At 36.5% G+C, this 17,455-nt stretch carries 14 protein-coding genes, 2 riboswitches and 1 other annotated feature; of the genes, 11 read left to right on the forward strand and 3 right to left on the reverse strand.

Features of this window, described 5'->3' with window-relative positions; all coding sequences use genetic code 11:
* The first annotated feature begins 56 nt into the window (after positions 1–56).
* Positions 57–497, forward strand: a complete 441-nt coding sequence (locus NIZ91_03005) for a VanZ family protein (protein ID USY55652.1) — start codon at positions 57–59, stop codon at positions 495–497.
* A 41-nt stretch (positions 498–538) separates the two neighbouring features.
* Here the strand turns inward: NIZ91_03005 and thiC are convergent, their stop codons facing one another.
* On the reverse strand, positions 539–2,305 hold the full coding sequence (gene thiC / locus NIZ91_03010) for a phosphomethylpyrimidine synthase ThiC (protein ID USY55653.1): 1,767 nt from the start codon (positions 2,303–2,305) through the stop codon (positions 539–541).
* A 117-nt stretch (positions 2,306–2,422) separates the two neighbouring features.
* A riboswitch (TPP riboswitch) is annotated at positions 2,423–2,535 on the reverse strand.
* Between the two features lie 54 nt (positions 2,536–2,589).
* Positions 2,590–2,877: a hypothetical protein gene (locus NIZ91_03015; protein ID USY55654.1), complete on the reverse strand. Its 288-nt coding sequence runs from the start codon at positions 2,875–2,877 to the stop codon at positions 2,590–2,592.
* A gap of 173 nt (positions 2,878–3,050) precedes the next feature.
* Positions 3,051–3,293 (forward strand) — a binding site (T-box leader).
* A 105-nt stretch (positions 3,294–3,398) separates the two neighbouring features.
* On the opposite strand from NIZ91_03015, the gene brnQ reads away from it, so the two are divergent.
* The 6 genes from brnQ (at position 3,399) to NIZ91_03045 (ending at position 10,489) form a co-directional block, all read left to right on the forward strand.
* Positions 3,399–4,739, forward strand: coding sequence for a branched-chain amino acid transport system II carrier protein (gene brnQ, locus NIZ91_03020; GenBank protein USY55655.1), 1,341 nt, complete (start codon positions 3,399–3,401; stop codon positions 4,737–4,739).
* Between the two features lie 149 nt (positions 4,740–4,888).
* Positions 4,889–5,713, forward strand: a complete 825-nt coding sequence (locus tag NIZ91_03025) for an undecaprenyl-diphosphate phosphatase (GenBank protein ID USY55656.1) — start codon at positions 4,889–4,891, stop codon at positions 5,711–5,713.
* 332 nt (positions 5,714–6,045) lie between these two features.
* Positions 6,046–6,193: riboswitch (cyclic di-AMP (ydaO/yuaA leader) on the forward strand.
* 96 nt (positions 6,194–6,289) lie between these two features.
* On the forward strand, positions 6,290–7,570 hold the full coding sequence (locus NIZ91_03030) for a cation:dicarboxylase symporter family transporter (protein ID USY55657.1): 1,281 nt from the start codon (positions 6,290–6,292) through the stop codon (positions 7,568–7,570).
* A 236-nt stretch (positions 7,571–7,806) separates the two neighbouring features.
* The gene (gene ytvI / locus NIZ91_03035; protein ID USY55658.1) at positions 7,807–8,838 is read left to right on the forward strand and encodes a sporulation integral membrane protein YtvI; all 1,032 of its coding nucleotides are present in this window, start codon (positions 7,807–7,809) and stop codon (positions 8,836–8,838) included.
* Between the two features lie 188 nt (positions 8,839–9,026).
* Positions 9,027–9,626 carry a DedA family protein gene (locus NIZ91_03040; GenBank protein USY55659.1) on the forward strand — a complete coding sequence of 200 codons (600 nt, stop codon included), beginning with the start codon at positions 9,027–9,029 and terminating at the stop codon, positions 9,624–9,626.
* Positions 9,627–9,688: 62 nt separating this feature from the next.
* Positions 9,689–10,489 (forward strand): EcsC family protein, encoded by an 801-nt coding sequence (locus NIZ91_03045; protein USY55660.1) that lies wholly within the window; start codon positions 9,689–9,691, stop codon positions 10,487–10,489.
* Positions 10,490–10,577: 88 nt separating this feature from the next.
* Here the strand turns inward: NIZ91_03045 and NIZ91_03050 are convergent, their stop codons facing one another.
* Positions 10,578–12,026 carry a GntP family permease gene (locus tag NIZ91_03050; protein USY55661.1) on the reverse strand — a complete coding sequence of 483 codons (1,449 nt, stop codon included), beginning with the start codon at positions 12,024–12,026 and terminating at the stop codon, positions 10,578–10,580.
* 316 nt (positions 12,027–12,342) lie between these two features.
* Between NIZ91_03050 and NIZ91_03055 the strand changes: the two genes are divergently transcribed.
* The 4 genes from NIZ91_03055 to NIZ91_03070 all read left to right on the forward strand — a co-directional run bounded on the left by NIZ91_03055 (position 12,343) and on the right by NIZ91_03070 (position 17,453).
* Positions 12,343–13,755: a sigma 54-interacting transcriptional regulator gene (locus NIZ91_03055; protein ID USY55662.1), complete on the forward strand. Its 1,413-nt coding sequence runs from the start codon at positions 12,343–12,345 to the stop codon at positions 13,753–13,755.
* 164 nt (positions 13,756–13,919) lie between these two features.
* Complete coding sequence (locus NIZ91_03060; GenBank protein ID USY55663.1) at positions 13,920–15,470, forward strand: hypothetical protein; 1,551 nt, start codon at positions 13,920–13,922, stop codon at positions 15,468–15,470.
* Positions 15,471–15,623: 153 nt separating this feature from the next.
* Positions 15,624–16,622, forward strand: coding sequence for a biotin synthase BioB (gene bioB, locus NIZ91_03065; protein ID USY55664.1), 999 nt, complete (start codon positions 15,624–15,626; stop codon positions 16,620–16,622).
* A gap of 243 nt (positions 16,623–16,865) precedes the next feature.
* Positions 16,866–17,453, forward strand: a complete 588-nt coding sequence (locus NIZ91_03070; GenBank protein USY55665.1) for a glycerol-3-phosphate responsive antiterminator — start codon at positions 16,866–16,868, stop codon at positions 17,451–17,453.
* Positions 17,454–17,455: the final 2 nt, after the last annotated feature.

The raw sequence follows: 17,455 nt of genomic DNA on the forward strand, positions 1-17,455 counted from the left end.
GTACAATATGATAGAAGTAAAAGCAGACGGTAAGGACAGAGAAGGTGTGGAAAAACATGACGGATAATACAAAGAAAAAAGTAAAACAAGGATTGCTTTTCTTGTTTATTATATATGGTGTGACACTTATTTACGTCACGCTCATTAAAGAAAACGAGCAAGTATATGGGCAAGCCATGAACTTAAGCTTATTTAGTACAATTAAGCTCATGTGGGCCAGTGGAAATCTTGAGCTAGCATTCGTGAACGTAATAGGGAATATTGTAATGTTTGCTCCAATTGGAATGTTTATACCGCTTTTTATGAAATCATTTGACGGATTTATTCAAGTGGTTGTCACAGGGTTCTTAATCAGTTTTACTGTTGAGATTTTACAATATGAGTTAACAGAGCGAGTTTTTGATATTGATGATATTCTGCTAAATTCAATTGGAACACTGGTCGGATGGATTTTAGTTAAGCTGCTCTTTTTCTTCAAAAGACTTATTTTAAAGTGATAGACACCGAGGTAAGTAGTTGCTTACCTCGGTGCTTTTTATTAAGAATAAAGTTTAGATCCTTTTTCAATAAATTCCTGTGATTTTTCTTTCATGCCTTGTTTAGCGAAATCAACGAGCTGTTTTTCATCCGCTAGTTGTCTAATATCATGAGAAATTCTCATTGAACAGAACTTAGGTCCACACATGGAACAGAAGTGAGCAGTTTTAGCACCTTCTGCTGGTAGTGTTTCATCATGGTATTCTCGAGCTCGGTCAGGATCTAACGATAAATTAAATTGGTCATGCCATCTAAACTCAAATCGAGCTTTTGAAAGTGCGTTATCACGAACTTGGGCACCTGGGTGACCTTTTGCAAGATCAGCAGCATGAGCAGCAATTTTATAGGTAATTACACCTTCGCGAACATCTTCTTTATTCGGAAGGCCTAAATGTTCTTTTGGGGTTACATAACAAAGCATTGCTGTACCAAACCACCCAATCATTGCAGCTCCAATACCAGACGTAATGTGGTCATAGCCCGGTGCTATATCAGTTGTTAGTGGTCCCAGGGTATAGAATGGTGCTTCGTGGCAAACTTCCATTTGTCGGTCAACGTTCTCTTTAATCAGATGCATTGGCACATGTCCAGGACCCTCAATCATTACTTGAACATCATGCTTCCACGCCACTGTTGTTAATTCACCAAGCGTATCAAGCTCTGCAAACTGTGCTTCATCATTGGCATCAGCAATTGAACCAGGGCGCAGTCCGTCTCCCAATGAGATGGAGATATCGTATTGCTTACAAATTTCGCAAATCTCTTCAAAGTGCGTATACAAAAAGTTTTCTTGGTGATGTGCTAAACACCATTGAGCTAAAATAGATCCGCCGCGTGAGACAATACCTGTTGTTCGCGTAGCAGTAAGTGGAATATAGCGCAATAGTACGCCCGCATGAATCGTAAAGTAATCAACACCTTGTTCGGCTTGTTCGATAAGCGTATCACGATAAACATCCCAAGATAGGTCTTCTGCTATCCCATTAACTTTCTCTAAAGCTTGATAAATAGGGACAGTGCCAACAGGAACGGGTGAATTTCGAATAATCCATTCACGTGTCTTATGAATGTCTTTACCAGTTGAAAGATCCATAATTGTATCTGCTCCCCACCTTGTAGCCCACGTCATCTTTTCAACTTCATCTTCAATTGATGAATGAACAGCAGAGTTTCCGATATTTGCATTAATCTTCACGTGAAACTTTGTTCCGATAATCATTGGTTCAACTTCTGGGTGGTTAATATTGCAGGGAATGATTGCACGCCCTGCTGCAACTTCTTCACGAATCGTTTCTGCACTCATTTGCTCACGAATTGCGATGAATTCCATTTCAGGCGTGATAATTCCTTTTTTTGCATAATGCATTTGGGTGACGATTCTGTCATCCTTTGCTTTTTGTGGTGAATAATTAATAAGGGGAAAGCTTTTCATTTCGTTCCGCTGATCGCCTTCTTTATAGCCGTTATCTCTTGCTTGAACGGTACGGCCAGCATAGGAAAAAGTATCGTTTCGTTCTGCAATCCATGGTTTGCGTAAAGGTGGCAGTCCTTTTTCTAAATCTACACTATAGGCTGGATCGGTGTATACGCCGCTTGTATCGTAAACGCGAACGGGGGTGTTTTGCTCTTCACCGCGGTCGTTTACAGTGGGGGAAAGGTGGATTTCGCGCATCGGTACTTGAATATCACTTCGAGTCCCTTGCACGTATACTTTTTTACTGTTTGGAAACGGCTGTTGCATTGAAATGATTACTTGTTCTTTAGACATACTTATTCCTCCATTATGCTAGTAGATTTTGAGAAAATAAGCTATACCGAACAAAAAAATCGGGCTCTATGTAAGAGCCCGATGGAATAGACAAAAAAGAAAACAGCATAAAACACCGTTCTTTCAAGACTACTTCCCTACGTTGGTATAACCCAAATCAGGTTCAAAGGGTTAAAGAGCACAATAACTCTTCTCTCAGTCTGTGTAATCAGACACCCCTAGTAGAAAATCATTTAATTGACGACTTCATTCTACCATCATTAGGAAAAAATGCAAGCGGTTATTTATCTTTTTGCTGCTTCAAATGCAATAACAATAGCGGTAATAATATGCATAACCATTCCCACAACTGGGATTACGCCGACAAATGATGTCACCATCCCCAAAATATTTCCGTAAGCTGAACGACCTTCTTTATGAGATAAAAATAGAGCAATTGCATGTAGGAAAAAAGCAAATACTAAAGGTCCCCATGAAAAGCTTATGATGAATGCACCACCAATTAGAGGAATACCTAAAAATGCTTCATACCCAGCCGTTAGCCATTTCATAACACGTACATTTCCGCTCATGTATAAGAGCCTCCTATTAAGTAATGTAGTAGTATATACGAACGAATTAGCTAGAAGTTTCATTTTATAGACTGACTATTAATGGGAAAAAATATAATTGATAAAATATTTAAATTTTTGTATACAAATCTGAAAAGTTTTGTTAGAATATTTTTATTCAATTAAAACACCTTATAAATTCGTTGAAGAGAACGAGTAGGTTATGAAAACTGTTCCCCAGAGAGCTAACGTTTGCTGAAAGTTAGCGTACAGTTCCTAGCTGAAAATCATCTCTGAGAAAATATGCTGAAGCTTTATAGTAAGTATATTCGGACGTCCACCGTTAGAAGGAACACGTATGAACACGTACGTTGGCGAGTGCTGCTGTTTTTAGCAGAACGAGGGTGGTAACGCGAGAATTATATCTCGTCCCTTTTTAGGGACGGGATTTTTTTGTGTATAAAAAGGAGTGATTCGAGTGGAAAGTGATATTGACATTAGACAGAAAAATCAGCAGTACAAACAATCTAGGAGGAACTCACATGAATGCTTTATCAAGAAAAGATACACTGTTTATTAGTTTAATGCTATTCTCATTATTTTTTGGAGCAGGAAACTTAATTTTCCCTCCATTTTTAGGACAGTCTGCTGGAAGTGAATTGTGGCCAGCTGTTACAGGCTTCATTTTATCGGCTGTGGGGCTACCAATCCTGGGTGTCATTGCTGTAGCAAAATCAAATGGTCTTCAATCATTAGCAAACCGAGTCCACCCAGTTTTTGCGGTTGTATTTACGGTCATGATTTACTTAGCAATTGGCCCTTTTTTAGGAATCCCACGAGCAGGAAGCTTAGCATTTGAAATGGGTGTACAGCCTTTTTTACCTGAAGGAGTAAATGTAAAAGTCGCTCTATTTGGCTATACGTTTTGCTATTTTGCGCTTGGGTATTGGTTAGCCTTAAAGCCTTCAAAGCTTGTTGATCGCTTTGGGAAAGTATTAACACCTGTTTTACTAGTTCTTATTTCACTGATTTTTATTCGTGCTCTTTCTTATCCTTTTGAACCAGCTGGTCACCCTGCAGGTAACTATGTGACAAAAGCATTTGCTACTGGATTTACCGATGGTTATGCGACAATGGATACAATTGCTGCGCTAAACTTTGGAATTGTCATTGCAATGGCTTTGAAGCAAAAAGGAATGACTGATACCAAAAGTATTATGGCGTCATCCATTCGTGCAGGGGTAATTGCAGGAACGTTACTAGCTATTATCTATCTGATGTTGGCATATTTAGGATCTGTTAGTCATGCCGATGCAGCAAATGGAGCAGTAACGTTAACGAACATTGTCTTTACGCTGTTTGGCCCGTTTGGAGCTGTTTTATTAGGAATTGTTTTTACGTTAGCTTGTTTAACAACTTCCGTTGGACTTTTAACATCATGCAGTCAATATTTTGAGCAATTAGTACCGAAAGTGTCGTATAAGGTTTGGGTTAGTACAATTGCTTTATTTAGTTTACTTGTTGCAAATTTAGGGTTAACTATGATTCTAAAGATTTCAGTTCCAGTTTTAACAGCTATTTATCCTGTTGCTATTATGCTAATTGTCTTATCGTTAACAAATTCTCTATTTAAAGGGAAACAAGGTATCTATGCTTTATCTGTTTTATTTGTTGGAGCGGCAAGCATAACAGACGCTTGTTTACAGTCAGGGGTAAACTTAGGTGCTTGGGGAGAATTTGTGAGAAGTTTTCCGTTTTATAACACAGGCTTTGGTTGGTTAATACCAGCGCTTGTTGGAACAATGGGTGGTTATCTATTTAGCTTTTATAGTCTAAGGGATAAACTAGTTCGTTCGCAGGAAGCTAAACCATATAGTAAATAAGATCATCGATAGAAAAAGCCCGATTGGGGCTTTTTTTGTTCTTTAAATAAAGATTGTGTTTTTATCAGCAAACAATTATGATAAAGAGCGAATATTTACGTTTGCTATGAAGATGAAAAAATTATGTAATCTTGAAAGGTAGAGTAAAAATGTGGGAAATTATTGTTGCGATTATTTTGGGAATTGTAGAGGGGTTAACTGAATTCGCTCCTGTATCATCGACTGGACACATGATTATTGTAGATGACTTATGGTTGAACTCAAAAGAATTGTTTTCACCAGAAGTTGCCAATACATTTAAAATTGTTATTCAATTAGGTTCAATTTTAGCTGTCGTTGTTTTATTCAGAGAGCGTTTTATTAATTTACTTGGACTAAATCGTAAAAGCGAGCAATACGCACAGATAACAAATCGTTTAAAGCTTTCTCAAGTTATCGTTGGTTTGCTTCCAGCTGCTGTACTAGGTTTTTTATTTGAAGATTTTATTGATGAGTATTTATTTTCATTAAAAACTGTATTAGTAAGCTTAATTGCAGGAGCCATCTTAATGATTATTGCGGACCGCTTTGCTTCAAGAATTCCAAAAACTGAAACAGTAGATCAAATGACTTATCGTCAAGCAATTGGTGTTGGATTATTTCAATGTATTGCTCTATGGCCAGGGTTTTCACGCTCTGGTGCTACGATTTCAGGTGGGGTACTTTTGGGTATGAGCCACCGAGCAGCTTCTGACTTTACTTTTATTATGGCTGTTCCTATTATGGCAGGAGCTAGTGGGTTATCATTAATTAAAAATTGGCAGTATTTCACAATTGATGCATTGCCTTTTTTCATTGCTGGCTTTATTAGTGCTTTCATCGTAGCACTTGTTTCAATTCGCTTTTTCTTAAAATTAATTAATCGAATAAAATTGGTACCTTTTGCTATTTATCGTATTGTATTAGCAGTTGCTATTTATCTTGTATTCTTTTAAGTATTATGAGAAGAGGCTATGATACCAAAGCGTATGACAAATCCGAGGCAATGAGAGTTAACTCTCATTGCCTCGGATTTTTTGTTAATCAGGAAAATAAGTTTAAAAAAGTAGTGGCAACAATATGTCCTTTCAACGTAACTTATTTAGAATAGTCATGATTCTCCCTTGAGAAGGAATTATTTCGTAATGTCCTAGCTGTTGTTTATATTTTGGTATTTATATAGTTAAAAAGTTTCGAGTCATAAAAATAAATTGACAAGCTTTCAAAAAACAGATAAATTATTCTTATTGAAAAATATTAATTTAGTATAATATTTTAGAAAAATAAATATTTTAGTAAGCTTAATCTATTTTAGAGCGGGGGAACCACAAATTTGGTATGTCATATACCTTGGGGTGAATCTTTCCTTAGCGGAAGGTAGGGTACTCTCAAACCCGAATCCGACAGTTAACCTCGTTTGCTTGTTGAGAGAAAGAAAACTGTCTTTTTGTTGACCATTCTTTCTTTAAGAATGGTCTTTTCTTAATTTTCAGAAAAAATAAAATCGCTTTACAACAGAGAGGAGAGCACATATGAAAAAATTGCGGTTTGGCATGGCAACACAAATTTTTGTTGGTTTAATTTTAGGTATTTTAGTTGGTGTTATTTGGTTTAATGATCCAAGAGTAGCAACGTACTTACAACCTCTGGGCGACTTATTCTTACGCCTGATTAAAATGATTGTTATTCCAATTGTTATTTCAAGCTTAATTGTTGGTATTGCTGGTGCTGGTAATGGTAAGCAAGTTGGTCGATTAGGCGCTAAAACAATCGTTTATTTTGAAGTTATTACAACATTTGCAATTATCATAGGCGTGTTGTTGGCTAATGCTTTTCAACCAGGTGTGGGAGTAGATATTGAATCTGCACAAAAGACGGATATTAATCAGTACGTAGAGACAAGCGAAGAACAAAGTGAAAAAACTGTTGCAGAAACGTTCCTTCATATTGTTCCTACGAACTTTTTCCAATCACTAGTAGAAGGTGACATGTTAGCAATTATTTTCTTCTCCGTACTGTTTGGATTAGGAGTGGCAGCAATAGGAGAACGTGGAAAGCCGGTTTTAAATTTCTTTGATGGTGTTTCACATGCGATGTTCCATGTTGTTAATATGGTGATGAAAGTTGCTCCTATCGGGGTTTTTGCTCTAATTGGTGTAACTGTTTCTAAGTTTGGTTTAGAATCATTAATGTCGCTAGCGAAACTTGTTATTCTAGTTCACGCTGGTTTACTATTCTTCTTAATTGTGGTTTTAGGAGCGGTTGCGAAATGGGCTGGCGTAAATATCTTTACATTAATGCGTTATTTAAAAGATGAATTACTGTTAGCATATAGTACATCAAGTTCAGAAACGGTATTACCTCGTATTATGGGCAAATTAGAAAAAATGGGATGTCCAAAAGCTATTGTATCGTTTGTCATCCCAATTGGTTATACGTTTAACTTAGATGGATCTGTGCTGTATCAAGCAATTGCCGCTATTTTCTTGGCACAGGTTTATGGAATTGACTTAACAATTGTGGAACAGCTAACGCTAATCTTAGTGCTTATGATTACTTCAAAAGGGATGGCAGCCGTTCCAGGAACATCATTTGTTGTATTATTAGCAACGTTAGGTACGATTGGAATTCCGGCAGAAGGTCTGGCATTCATCGCTGGTGTGGATCGAATTATGGATATGGCTCGTACCGTTGTAAACTTAATGGGTAACACAATTGCAGGAATTGTTATGTCTAAGTCTGAAGGCAAGTACAATCCTATAAAAGCTAATGAAGTGATGAAAGAGGCGAAAGCGGCTAAAGTAGCTAGCTAATGCAGCTTGTAATCTCGTAATAATGCTTAATGCATAAGGCTACTTACTGGTTCTATTTTTATGAACAGGTAAGTAGCTTTTTTGATAATTTTTTGATTAGTTCTTTATTAATAAAGAAATTAAACCTATAATTATAATATGTAACAACAGGTATGTTTTTAAATAAACAAGCTGAGCCTGCTCTAGTATAGGGCATGTGAGTGAATTTAGGAAGAAAGCGTGGGAGGCATTTACATATGTGGAAGAAGCGCATAGCAATTATTGTATCAATTATTGCAGCTTGTTTTTTAATTCCTTATAGCTTACCAATTGTCTTTGCTTTGTTAACGGCAATTGTTCTAGAAGGCCTTATTCAAAAGTTGCAGCACTCTTTGAAGTTTAATCGAATCTATGCTGTATTAGTAGCGTTTTTATTATATGTTGTATCCATAACATTGATTGGTTTCTTTATTATTCGTACAATTGTAACGCAAGTAGTAGCTCTCTCAAAAGTCACGCCTTCTTTTGTAAAAGAGCTTTACGAAACGACAATTTATCCTAATATTATTAAGTGGAAATATTATTCAAATGCTCTTCCTACAGAAGTCATTTCATCTATTGAAAATGCAATTGAAAGCACTATTAATTCGTTGGATACACTATTAAAGGGAACCGTTGAGTTAATTATTAGCTTTGCTGCAACAGTTCCAGGCTTCTTGTTGGAATTTCTAATTTATTTAGTTGCTTTAGTGTTCATTAGTTTAGAGTTACCAAATATTAAAGAGAAAATAAAATCGTTCTTAACAGATGAAACGAAATATAAAACAAAAATTGTTATTACGCAGCTGATGCAAGCTGGTGTTGGATTTATTAAAGCTCAGATTGTATTGAGTCTTTTAACATTTGTGATGGCTTATGTTGGGCTATGGTTATTAAATGTACCATACACAGCTTTATTGAGCCTGTTAATTGTTATTGTTGATATTCTACCAATCTTAGGAACAGGTTCTGTTCTAGTCCCATGGGGAATATTTGCTTTAACTCAAGGTCAAGATTCACTGGCAATCGGCCTATTTATTTTATTTGGAGTCATTACGGTTGTTCGACGAGTTGTAGAGCCGAAAGTATTCTCAACAAATATGGGAATTTCTCCTTTAGCTGCGTTAATCAGCTTATATATAGGATTTAAACTATTAGGGTTTATTGGACTGTTCCTAGGTCCAGCACTTGTCATCTTATATGATGCGCTTCGGAAAGTTGGAGTCATCCAAATTAACTTTAAAATTTAGGCACTAGCTATCTAGTGTCTATTTTTATTGAAACTTTTTAGAGAAGAAATCGTAAATTACTTAGACTGACAGCATTCGTTCTTTTTTTACTTTTCAATTACAGGGGATTAATATACAATTATGACTTGTGAAGCTTTAAAATATCACGTTTTGTCATAGAGTAATCAGTTAACTGAGGAGGAAGTCGTTTGTTAGAAACAGTTGTTTTGTCATTAGTAGAAGCGCTTAAGCAGCTTTCATATTTCGGGGTTATCTTAGCGCTAACGTTTGAATTTGTCCCAGCAGAGCTTGTTTTGCCACTTGTGGGATATTGGGTATATCAAGGTGATATGAACCTTTATTTAGCTATTTTAGCAGGAACAATTGGAGGAGTGTTTGGACCATTAACGCTTTACGCTCTTGGTCGCTATGGCGGACGTCCTCTTGTTTTAAAATATGGAAAGTACTTTCTAGTGAAAGAGAAGGAAATCGATGCAGCTGATCGGTTCTTTGATAAATATGGAGCAGGAGTAGCTTTCTTTGGACGCTTTATTCCTGGCGTACGTACAGCTATCTCGCTTCCTTGTGGAATGGCAAAAATGAACGTTTGGCAGTTCTCAATTTATACGTTTGTAGCGATGCTGCCAATTACGGCTCTTTACGTGTATCTTGGTTATAAGTTAGGTCCGAAATGGGAAGATGTTGGACCGATTGTTTCTCAATATATGCAACCGATTGGAATTGGTCTGTTAATTATCATCGTTGTGTTTTTTATATTTAAATATGTGAAAAAGAAGCAAAAGGCATAAGAAGAATGAAAGCGTCCAGTACATTATTTGTCTGGGCGCTTTATATAGAAAGGGGAATGTGTGTGGAGACACGGGAACAGCTAGCAAAGGAGCTAAAAAAGGTTGAAAAGTGGGAAAAAAGTCAAAAAGGCTTGTTTTTTTGGGAGAAGCTGCTTCGCTTACCCTTTGCGGCTCTTGATAAAGTAACCCCTAAATTTATTCATGCAAAAATAGAAAAGCTCCTTGATGAAGTTGCTAAATACATTGATAATGGTGGACAATATTTAGCAAATACGTCCGCTACGTTAGAAAAGGCATCTAAGCGCTTAGAAGAAAAAGAGTTAACATTAACAGACATTCAGCAGCTATCTATTCAAGAGATGGATGAATTAGCAAATGCTTTTGTAGCAACACGTCAAAAAAATGCTCAAATCCAAGGCGCTACAACAGGCATCGGTGGTATTTTCACTTTGGCTATTGATGTTCCATTTGTCTTAGGTTTAACACTTAAAACTCTGCAAGAGGTTGCTGTTGCTTATGGTTATGATCCAACAAAGCAAGAAGAACGCGTCTTTATGGTAAAGTGTATGCAATTCTCATCTTCTGATATTGTTGGTAAACAAGCAATTTTAGAAGAATTGGCAGAAGGTAAACGTGCACAAAGCTTATCGCAGCTTCAAGGTTGGAGAGAGGTATTTACAACTTATCGAGACAACTGGGGATGGAAAAAGCTTTTTCAAATGATTCCTATAGCAGGTATGATTTTCGGTGCTTATGTGAATAAGCAGGCGATTGGAGACATTGGAGAAATAGGGACTATGCTTTATCGTAAACGCCGCATCTTAGAACGATTAGAGCAAGAAAAGAATTTACAAGAGTCATAATAAGACATTTCCTGCGAAATAACATTATTTCTAGGGAAATATGTCGACAAAGAAGCACCCTTGTTTTATAGAAAGGATGCTTCTTTGTTTATACAATACCGAAGAATGTGTAAAGTGCAATGATTACAAAAACTGCTAACGTCTTAATAATTGTAATAGCGAAAATATCTCGATACGCTTGACGATGCGTTAAGCCAGTTACTGCAAGAAGCGTAATAACAGCACCGTTATGTGGAAGTGTATCCATACCACCTGATGCCATTGAAATAACGCGGTGCATTACTTCAGGTGGTATATTGAATTGATTGATTGCTGCTAAGTATTTTTCAGACATAGCGCTTAAAGCAATGCCCATTCCTCCTGATGCAGATCCTGTTATACCAGCCAATGTTGTTGTTGTTACAGCACCGTTAACAAGTGGATTTGTAAATGTCTCAGAAATTCCTTTACTAATAACACCGAACCCTGGAAGAGCAGCAATAACGCCTCCAAAACCATATTCAGCACCTGTGTTCATGGAAGCTAACAACGCGCCGCTGATACTTGTATTAAGACCTGCTTGAAAGTTTACTTTTACTTTTTTCCAATCATATAGCAGTGTGGCAATAATTCCTACTACTAGAGCCATTTGAACCGACCAAATAGCAAGTACAGATGAAAGCTCAACTTTTCCAAAGGATTCAAGACCAATGGCAGCAAAATCAAAACCATTTGGATACCAAACAGGCAGAGCCATTGTAAATACTTTATTCATAACTCCTACTAGAATTAGAGGTACAAACGCTAGGATTTGACGAGACATGGTTGGTTTTTCATTTTTCGTACTTGTTTCTTCTTCTCCTATTGTTATATCATTTTCTAACTTCTCAGCCGCAGCTGCGGTTTCGTGGCCAAAGCCATAATAACCTTCACCAGCAGCTTCTGCTTTTTTACGGCGACCTTCTAAATATTTTAGCCCAACAAACAAAACAAAGATAGCGCCAATGATACCTAGCATTGGTGCAGCATAAATATCTGTTTTAAAGAAAGTAGTTGGAATAACGTTTTGAATTTGTGGAGTACCTGGCAAAGCATCCATTGTAAAAGTGAAAGCACCTAATGCAATGGTTCCTGGAATAAGTCTTTTAGGAATGTTTGCTTCTCGAAATAGATTAGCTGCAAATGGATAAATAGCAAACACAACAACAAATAAGCTAACTCCACTATAGGTTAAAATTGCTCCCATAATGACAATGGCTAAAATTGCTCGTTTTGCACCAACAACTTGTACAATTGTTTTAGCAATGGTTTCAGCCAATCCTGACATTTCAACGACTTTACCAAAAATCGCACCTAATAAGAAAACTGGAAAATATAGCTTAATAAACCCTACCATTTTTTCCATGAAAATATTTGAGAAAAAAGGCAACACGTAACTTGGCTCAGTTAGTACAACAGCAAAAAGTGCACAGATTGGCGCAAATAGAATAACTGAAAATCCACGATATGCGACAAACATTAAAAGACTAAGTGATAAAAGGATAATAACTAGTTCCATTTCAAATCCCCCCTATAGCGTTCTTTACTTTATCGAACCAATATAATCCTCCTTTTTACACGAAAAAATGTAAGCGTTTACTTAAATAAGTATAATTGCAAGATTCGTGCCAACTTCTAAAAATTAGACAAAGCCAAACAAAATCGGGATTCTTGAATAGAAATATGGAGAAATGTAATTGGTATTTCCGTAAAAACGGAATAAAAAAGAGTGTTACTTCCAAAAATCCGGAAAAATCCGTTTTTCCGGAATAAAAGCAATTGCATAAGGAGAGTTTGGTATAATAGGTAATAGAAGTGTGTACATAGGAGGAAAGATGGTGGCTCATAAAAATCGAATTCCTGATAAATGGTTTGAAGAGATTTTAAATGTAGCAACAGAATGGATTGTTGTAGTAAATGTTCAGGGGAAAATCCTTTATATAAATAAAGCTTACTGTGAGTTTTTACATACGACAGTTGAACAAGCAATTGGACGTTCTGTTCAAGAAGTAATTGAAAACTCGAGAATGCATATTGTTACTCAAACTGGTCAAGCAGAAGTAGCTAGCATTCATTTTATTAAAGGGAATGAAATGATTGCAAACAGATATCCTTTATATGTAGACAATGAATTGGTTGGAGCTGTAGGAACGGTAATGTTTCGGAATGCTAAAGATTGGCTAGCTTATTCTGAAAAAGTACAGCCTCTATTAGAAGAACTGAATTATTATAAGAAAAAGCTTGAACACGAGTCAGAGAGTAAATATAGTTTTCAAGATCTTATCGGAGATAATAAACAATTTCTTTTTGCTAAACAATTAGCCGAGCGAGTAGCCAACAGTAAGTCAGCGGTACTACTATTAGGAGAATCTGGGACTGGAAAAGAGTTATTTGCTCACGCGATTCATCAAGCGAGCTCCAGGTGCTTTTTTCCATTTGTTCGAGTAAATTGTGCATCCATTCCAGAGCAGCTCTTAGAATCTGAACTATTTGGATATGAAGAAGGTGCATTTACAGGTGCGCGTAGAGGAGGAAAAAAAGGAAAATTTGAGTTGGCTCATAGAGGTACGCTTTTTTTAGATGAAGTAGGTGATATGCCCCTACAAATGCAAAGTAAGCTACTGCGTGTTGTGCAAGAAAAAGAGCTTGAAAGAGTTGGCGGCCAAAAAACCATTGATATTGATGTACGAATTATTGCCGCTACCCATCGTAACTTGGAAGAAATGGTCGAAAAGGGTGAGTTTCGAGAAGATTTATATTATCGCTTAAATGTTATTAAAGTAGATATCCCACCTCTTCGTGAGCGAAAAGAAGATCTATCTCAAATTGCTTACGTACTGTTAAAAAAGCTAGAACAGCATTTTCATCGCCATAATCTTGAATTATCAAATGAGGTGTTAAAGCAATTACAAAAACATTCGTGGCCTGGCAATATACGCGAGTTAGAAAATGTTTTGGAAAGAGCTGTTAATATCTTAGATGGTCAAACGATTCTCTTATCTCACTTACCTTTATATCTTCAAGATCTAGAAGGACACAACCAAGATATAAAACATGAAATCAATGGCTTGGTGACAGTAGAAAACGCTAATGTGCAACCATTAAAAGATGTGGTGGCGCGAGCGGAAAAAGAAGCAATAGAGAAAGCTTTAAAAAGTACGGATGGAAATAAACAGCAAGCGGCTAAGCTTTTAGAAATTGGTAAAACAAGCTTTTACGATAAATGTAAGCGATATGGAATTGATTAAAAGCATGATGCGCATAAGTATCATGCTTGTTTTGTTTAAAGCAAAAAAGTACTTTTATTTCGTTAGTTATTTACCATTGAGGGAAAGTAATTTTACACATAAAATAAAACTAATAAAAAAGTAATGGAATAGATTGTATACGCTTACAAAAAGGTGGCAAGAAAATGGCTGTAAAACAATATTTGGACTTTCAAGTTATTAAATCACCAACCATGCATGTTCTATTAGATGAAACAAATGAAAACGGTATTCATTTGGTAAAAGTAAAGGTAAAAAATAATCATGCGGCTACAGGGGCAAAATTATCGTTAGAATGGACAAATCCATGTACGGATATTCATGGGTGTTGGTTATTTAATCAGTCTCGTATACGTTTTGATGACCAGAGTATGAGGAAACTACCACACCTTAATAGCTTTTATAATGATCGAGGTGAAAATCGTTATAGTGTAACCTGTTCAGATACATCAAGACATGCTGCTCTTTTTATGACTTTTAATCAAGAGAAAATGGAAATGAACTTCAGCTTTCAGGTGGAAATACCTTTTAATAATGAAGAATATGAGTGCGAAATTCGCATCGACACGCGAGATATTCCATATGAACAGTCTCTAGTAGAGCTAAAAGAATGGCATGAAACTAAAGGAAATGTGTTTGCTCACTTTTTAAAAAAGCATGTATCTTCACCCACCTATGTATGTACAGATTCCTTTCCTTCAGAAATCCAAGAAATTGAAGAAAATGTATATATAGCTAGACAGCTTGGTTTTGAACGAATTGTTGCTGAAGTCTCGTATGAACTGGTAGAAGGTCTGTTAGGAGACAGAGAACAAGATACGGCCATTCAAAAGCATATTGCGTACATTCATCAAATGGAGTTAGACTACACATTGTCTGTTTATCTCACCAATGAACAGTTTAGTACGAGGAGACGACATATTTTAGCTCATATGCAACAACTCTTAGATAAGTGGAAGTTTGATCGAATAGAGATTCGAGTACAAGCGAGTTCTGATTGTGACGACACGGAACATATGGTTTATCGTTTACTACAGCATATTACAAGCCTTCAAAAAGGAAGGCAAGTTTTAGAGGTTGGCTGCTTTGTGGTTAATAATCAATCGCCTCATTATAGTTTTCCCTCTTCTTTCATGATGAGTGATCGAGCAACAGAACGACTACATATAAAAAACTTGCGGCATTTGTATCCCAATCAGTCCATTCAATCACCGATTATTCAATGGCATGAAAACGAAAGCGTAGAAAATGCCTCGCTCTATTTTATTAACACATTATTTGCGGTGCCGCATGTTAGTATTAGCTTAAAACATTTAAGCTATGAACATTCACAGCTACTATCCTATTGGATTACATTTTGGAAGGAACACTGCAACCTTCTAAACGTTAAAAAGATAAGAGCTACCTCAGCTCAGATGAATGCGGCCATGAGCGTAGAACATGAGCATGAAAGCTTAGTAGTGCGCTACGACTCTACTGCTATTCAGTTAAAGAAAGATAATCACTTATGTACGATTGTGAACGGGTCGGAAGAAGAGACGATAATTGTAAAGTTAACAGCTGGAACATGGCAAGTAAGGATAGTTAACTGCTTAGGGAAAGTGGTTCATAATGAAAATCAAGCTCTAAGTTCAGGATTTCATACATTCAGATGCCCAAAGTCTGGCGTTATTCAACTAGTTAGAAGGGATTTATAAATAAGGTAGTTTTGCAGGTAACTTTTAAAGGTACCTGCTTTTTTTATAATCATCCAAATGTAAACTTATTATAATATTTTGTTGACATTTATCTATGGAAAATGTTAACTTTTATTTCATATAGATTAACATATTTAGAGGGAGGGAATTGCCGTGAAAGCAACCTATATAAAAGATTGGGGCAAGCTGGCTACTCAGATTATTGAAGAGGGATATGTATTAACAAAAGAAGAAGCCCAACAAATATTAGCTATTCCAGATGAACAAATTTTAAGCATTATGAATGCTGCTTATCAAATTAGACACCACTACTATGGACGGAAAGTAAAGTTAAATATGATTATTAATACAAAGTCGGGACTTTGTCCGGAAGATTGTGGTTACTGTTCACAGTCTATTATTTCAGAGGCTCCGATTGATAAGTATGCTTGGTTAACGCAAGAAAAAATTGTTGAAGGTGCGTTTGAAGCAAAGCGCCGGAAAGCGGGTACATACTGTATTGTGGCGTCAGGGCGTCGTCCAACCGATAGAGAAGTAGAACACGTTATTGGTGCTGTGAAACAGATTCGTGAAGAAACGAACTTGAAAATTTGTGCCTGTCTAGGCTTTTTGAATGATGATCAGGCTTCCAGACTAGTAGATGCAGGCGTACATCGTTACAACCATAACTTGAATACACATGCTGATCATTATGATGAAATTTGTTCTACACATGGTTATGAAGATCGGGTTGATACGGTGCAAAAGTCAAAACAAGCGGGATTATCTCCTTGTTCCGGTGCTATTTTTGGAATGGGTGAAACGGACGAGCAGCGAGTAGATATAGCTTTTGAGATAAATAGATTAGATGCAGATTCTATTCCTTGTAACTTCTTAGTTGCAGTACCAGGCACACCATTAGAGAACCAAAAATCTCTTACACCGATGCAGTGTTTAAAGATTTTAGCCATGATGCGATTTGTTAATCCGACAAAGGAAATTCGCATTTCGGGTGGACGAGAAATCAACCTTCGTTCATTACAGCCACTAGGATTATTTGCTGCTAATTCTATCTTTGTTGGAGACTATCTAACAACAGAAGGACAAGAACCGACGTCGGATTGGCAGATTATCGAAGACTTAGGGTTTGAAATTGAAGAGTGTGCACTATAAAAAGCAGCGATTACATTTTTGTAATCGCTCTTTTTTTTGTTTACAAAACATCTACTCCCTCTTTACAAAACTATACACTTTCTTCACAGTTCCTTTATATGGACGAGCTAAGATAATAACTGTGAAAGACAAGTGAATAGATAATTGGTTATGAATAAGAGAAGCCATAAAAAAACAATAGAATGAAAGATCTATGCGTTTTTTTATGGCTTTTTGTTTACTCTATCTGAGGTGATTGTAAGCGTGAATATAGTAAGTGAATTTCAATTTTATCTAAATCGAGATCGAATGATTGCATCTGTTAAAACACCCAAGAGTCTAGAACTCTTTTTAGAATCAGATGTAAAAGTAGCTTTTCTTCTTACTGGTAACATTAGCGTCATTAAAAAGTACGTGGAGCTACTTAAGAAACATGACCGCTTTGTATTTTTGCACCTTGAGAAAATCAAGGGAATTAGCTATGACAAGGAAGGGCTAAAATTTATTGCGAAATTCGTGAAGCCTACGGGGATTGTAACCACAAAGAGTTCCCTAATCCAACTTGCAAAAAAAGAAGGATTGATTGCTATTCAGCGTTTGTTTTTAGTGGACACAGATGCGGTAGCAAACGGATTGAAAGTAGTTGAAGAAATTCAGCCAGATGCTCTTGAAGTTATGCCAGCTTTAATACCCGAAATGATTGAAAAGTTAAAATTGAAAACATCTTGTCCCCTTATTACAGGGGGATTAATTCAAAACCAACAACATATTGATCAAGCATTACAGAGTGGAGCAGTAGCTGTATCTACAGGTAAAAATTGGTTGTGGAAGACGCAAAATAGTCATGAATAATT

It is taken from the genome of Bacillus sp. 1780r2a1, assembly GCA_024134725.1.
Taxonomy (GTDB): domain Bacteria; phylum Bacillota; class Bacilli; order Bacillales; family Bacillaceae_H; genus Priestia; species Priestia aryabhattai_A.

Bases quoted from the DNA above. Each gene is read 5' to 3' on its own strand.
- thiC (USY55653.1), bottom strand. From the start codon at position 2,305: ATGTCTAAAGAACAAGTAATCATTTCAATGCAACAGCCGTTTCCAAAC.
- NIZ91_03005 (USY55652.1), top strand. From the start codon at position 57: ATGACGGATAATACAAAGAAAAAAGTAAAACAAGGATTGCTTTTCTTG.
- brnQ (USY55655.1), top strand. From the start codon at position 3,399: ATGAATGCTTTATCAAGAAAAGATACACTGTTTATTAGTTTAATGCTA.
- ytvI (USY55658.1), top strand. From the start codon at position 7,807: ATGTGGAAGAAGCGCATAGCAATTATTGTATCAATTATTGCAGCTTGT.
- NIZ91_03055 (USY55662.1), top strand. From the start codon at position 12,343: ATGGTGGCTCATAAAAATCGAATTCCTGATAAATGGTTTGAAGAGATT.
- NIZ91_03015 (USY55654.1), bottom strand. From the start codon at position 2,877: ATGAGCGGAAATGTACGTGTTATGAAATGGCTAACGGCTGGGTATGAA.
- NIZ91_03050 (USY55661.1), bottom strand. From the start codon at position 12,026: ATGGAACTAGTTATTATCCTTTTATCACTTAGTCTTTTAATGTTTGTC.
- NIZ91_03025 (USY55656.1), top strand. From the start codon at position 4,889: ATGTGGGAAATTATTGTTGCGATTATTTTGGGAATTGTAGAGGGGTTA.
- NIZ91_03030 (USY55657.1), top strand. From the start codon at position 6,290: ATGAAAAAATTGCGGTTTGGCATGGCAACACAAATTTTTGTTGGTTTA.
- NIZ91_03060 (USY55663.1), top strand. From the start codon at position 13,920: ATGGCTGTAAAACAATATTTGGACTTTCAAGTTATTAAATCACCAACC.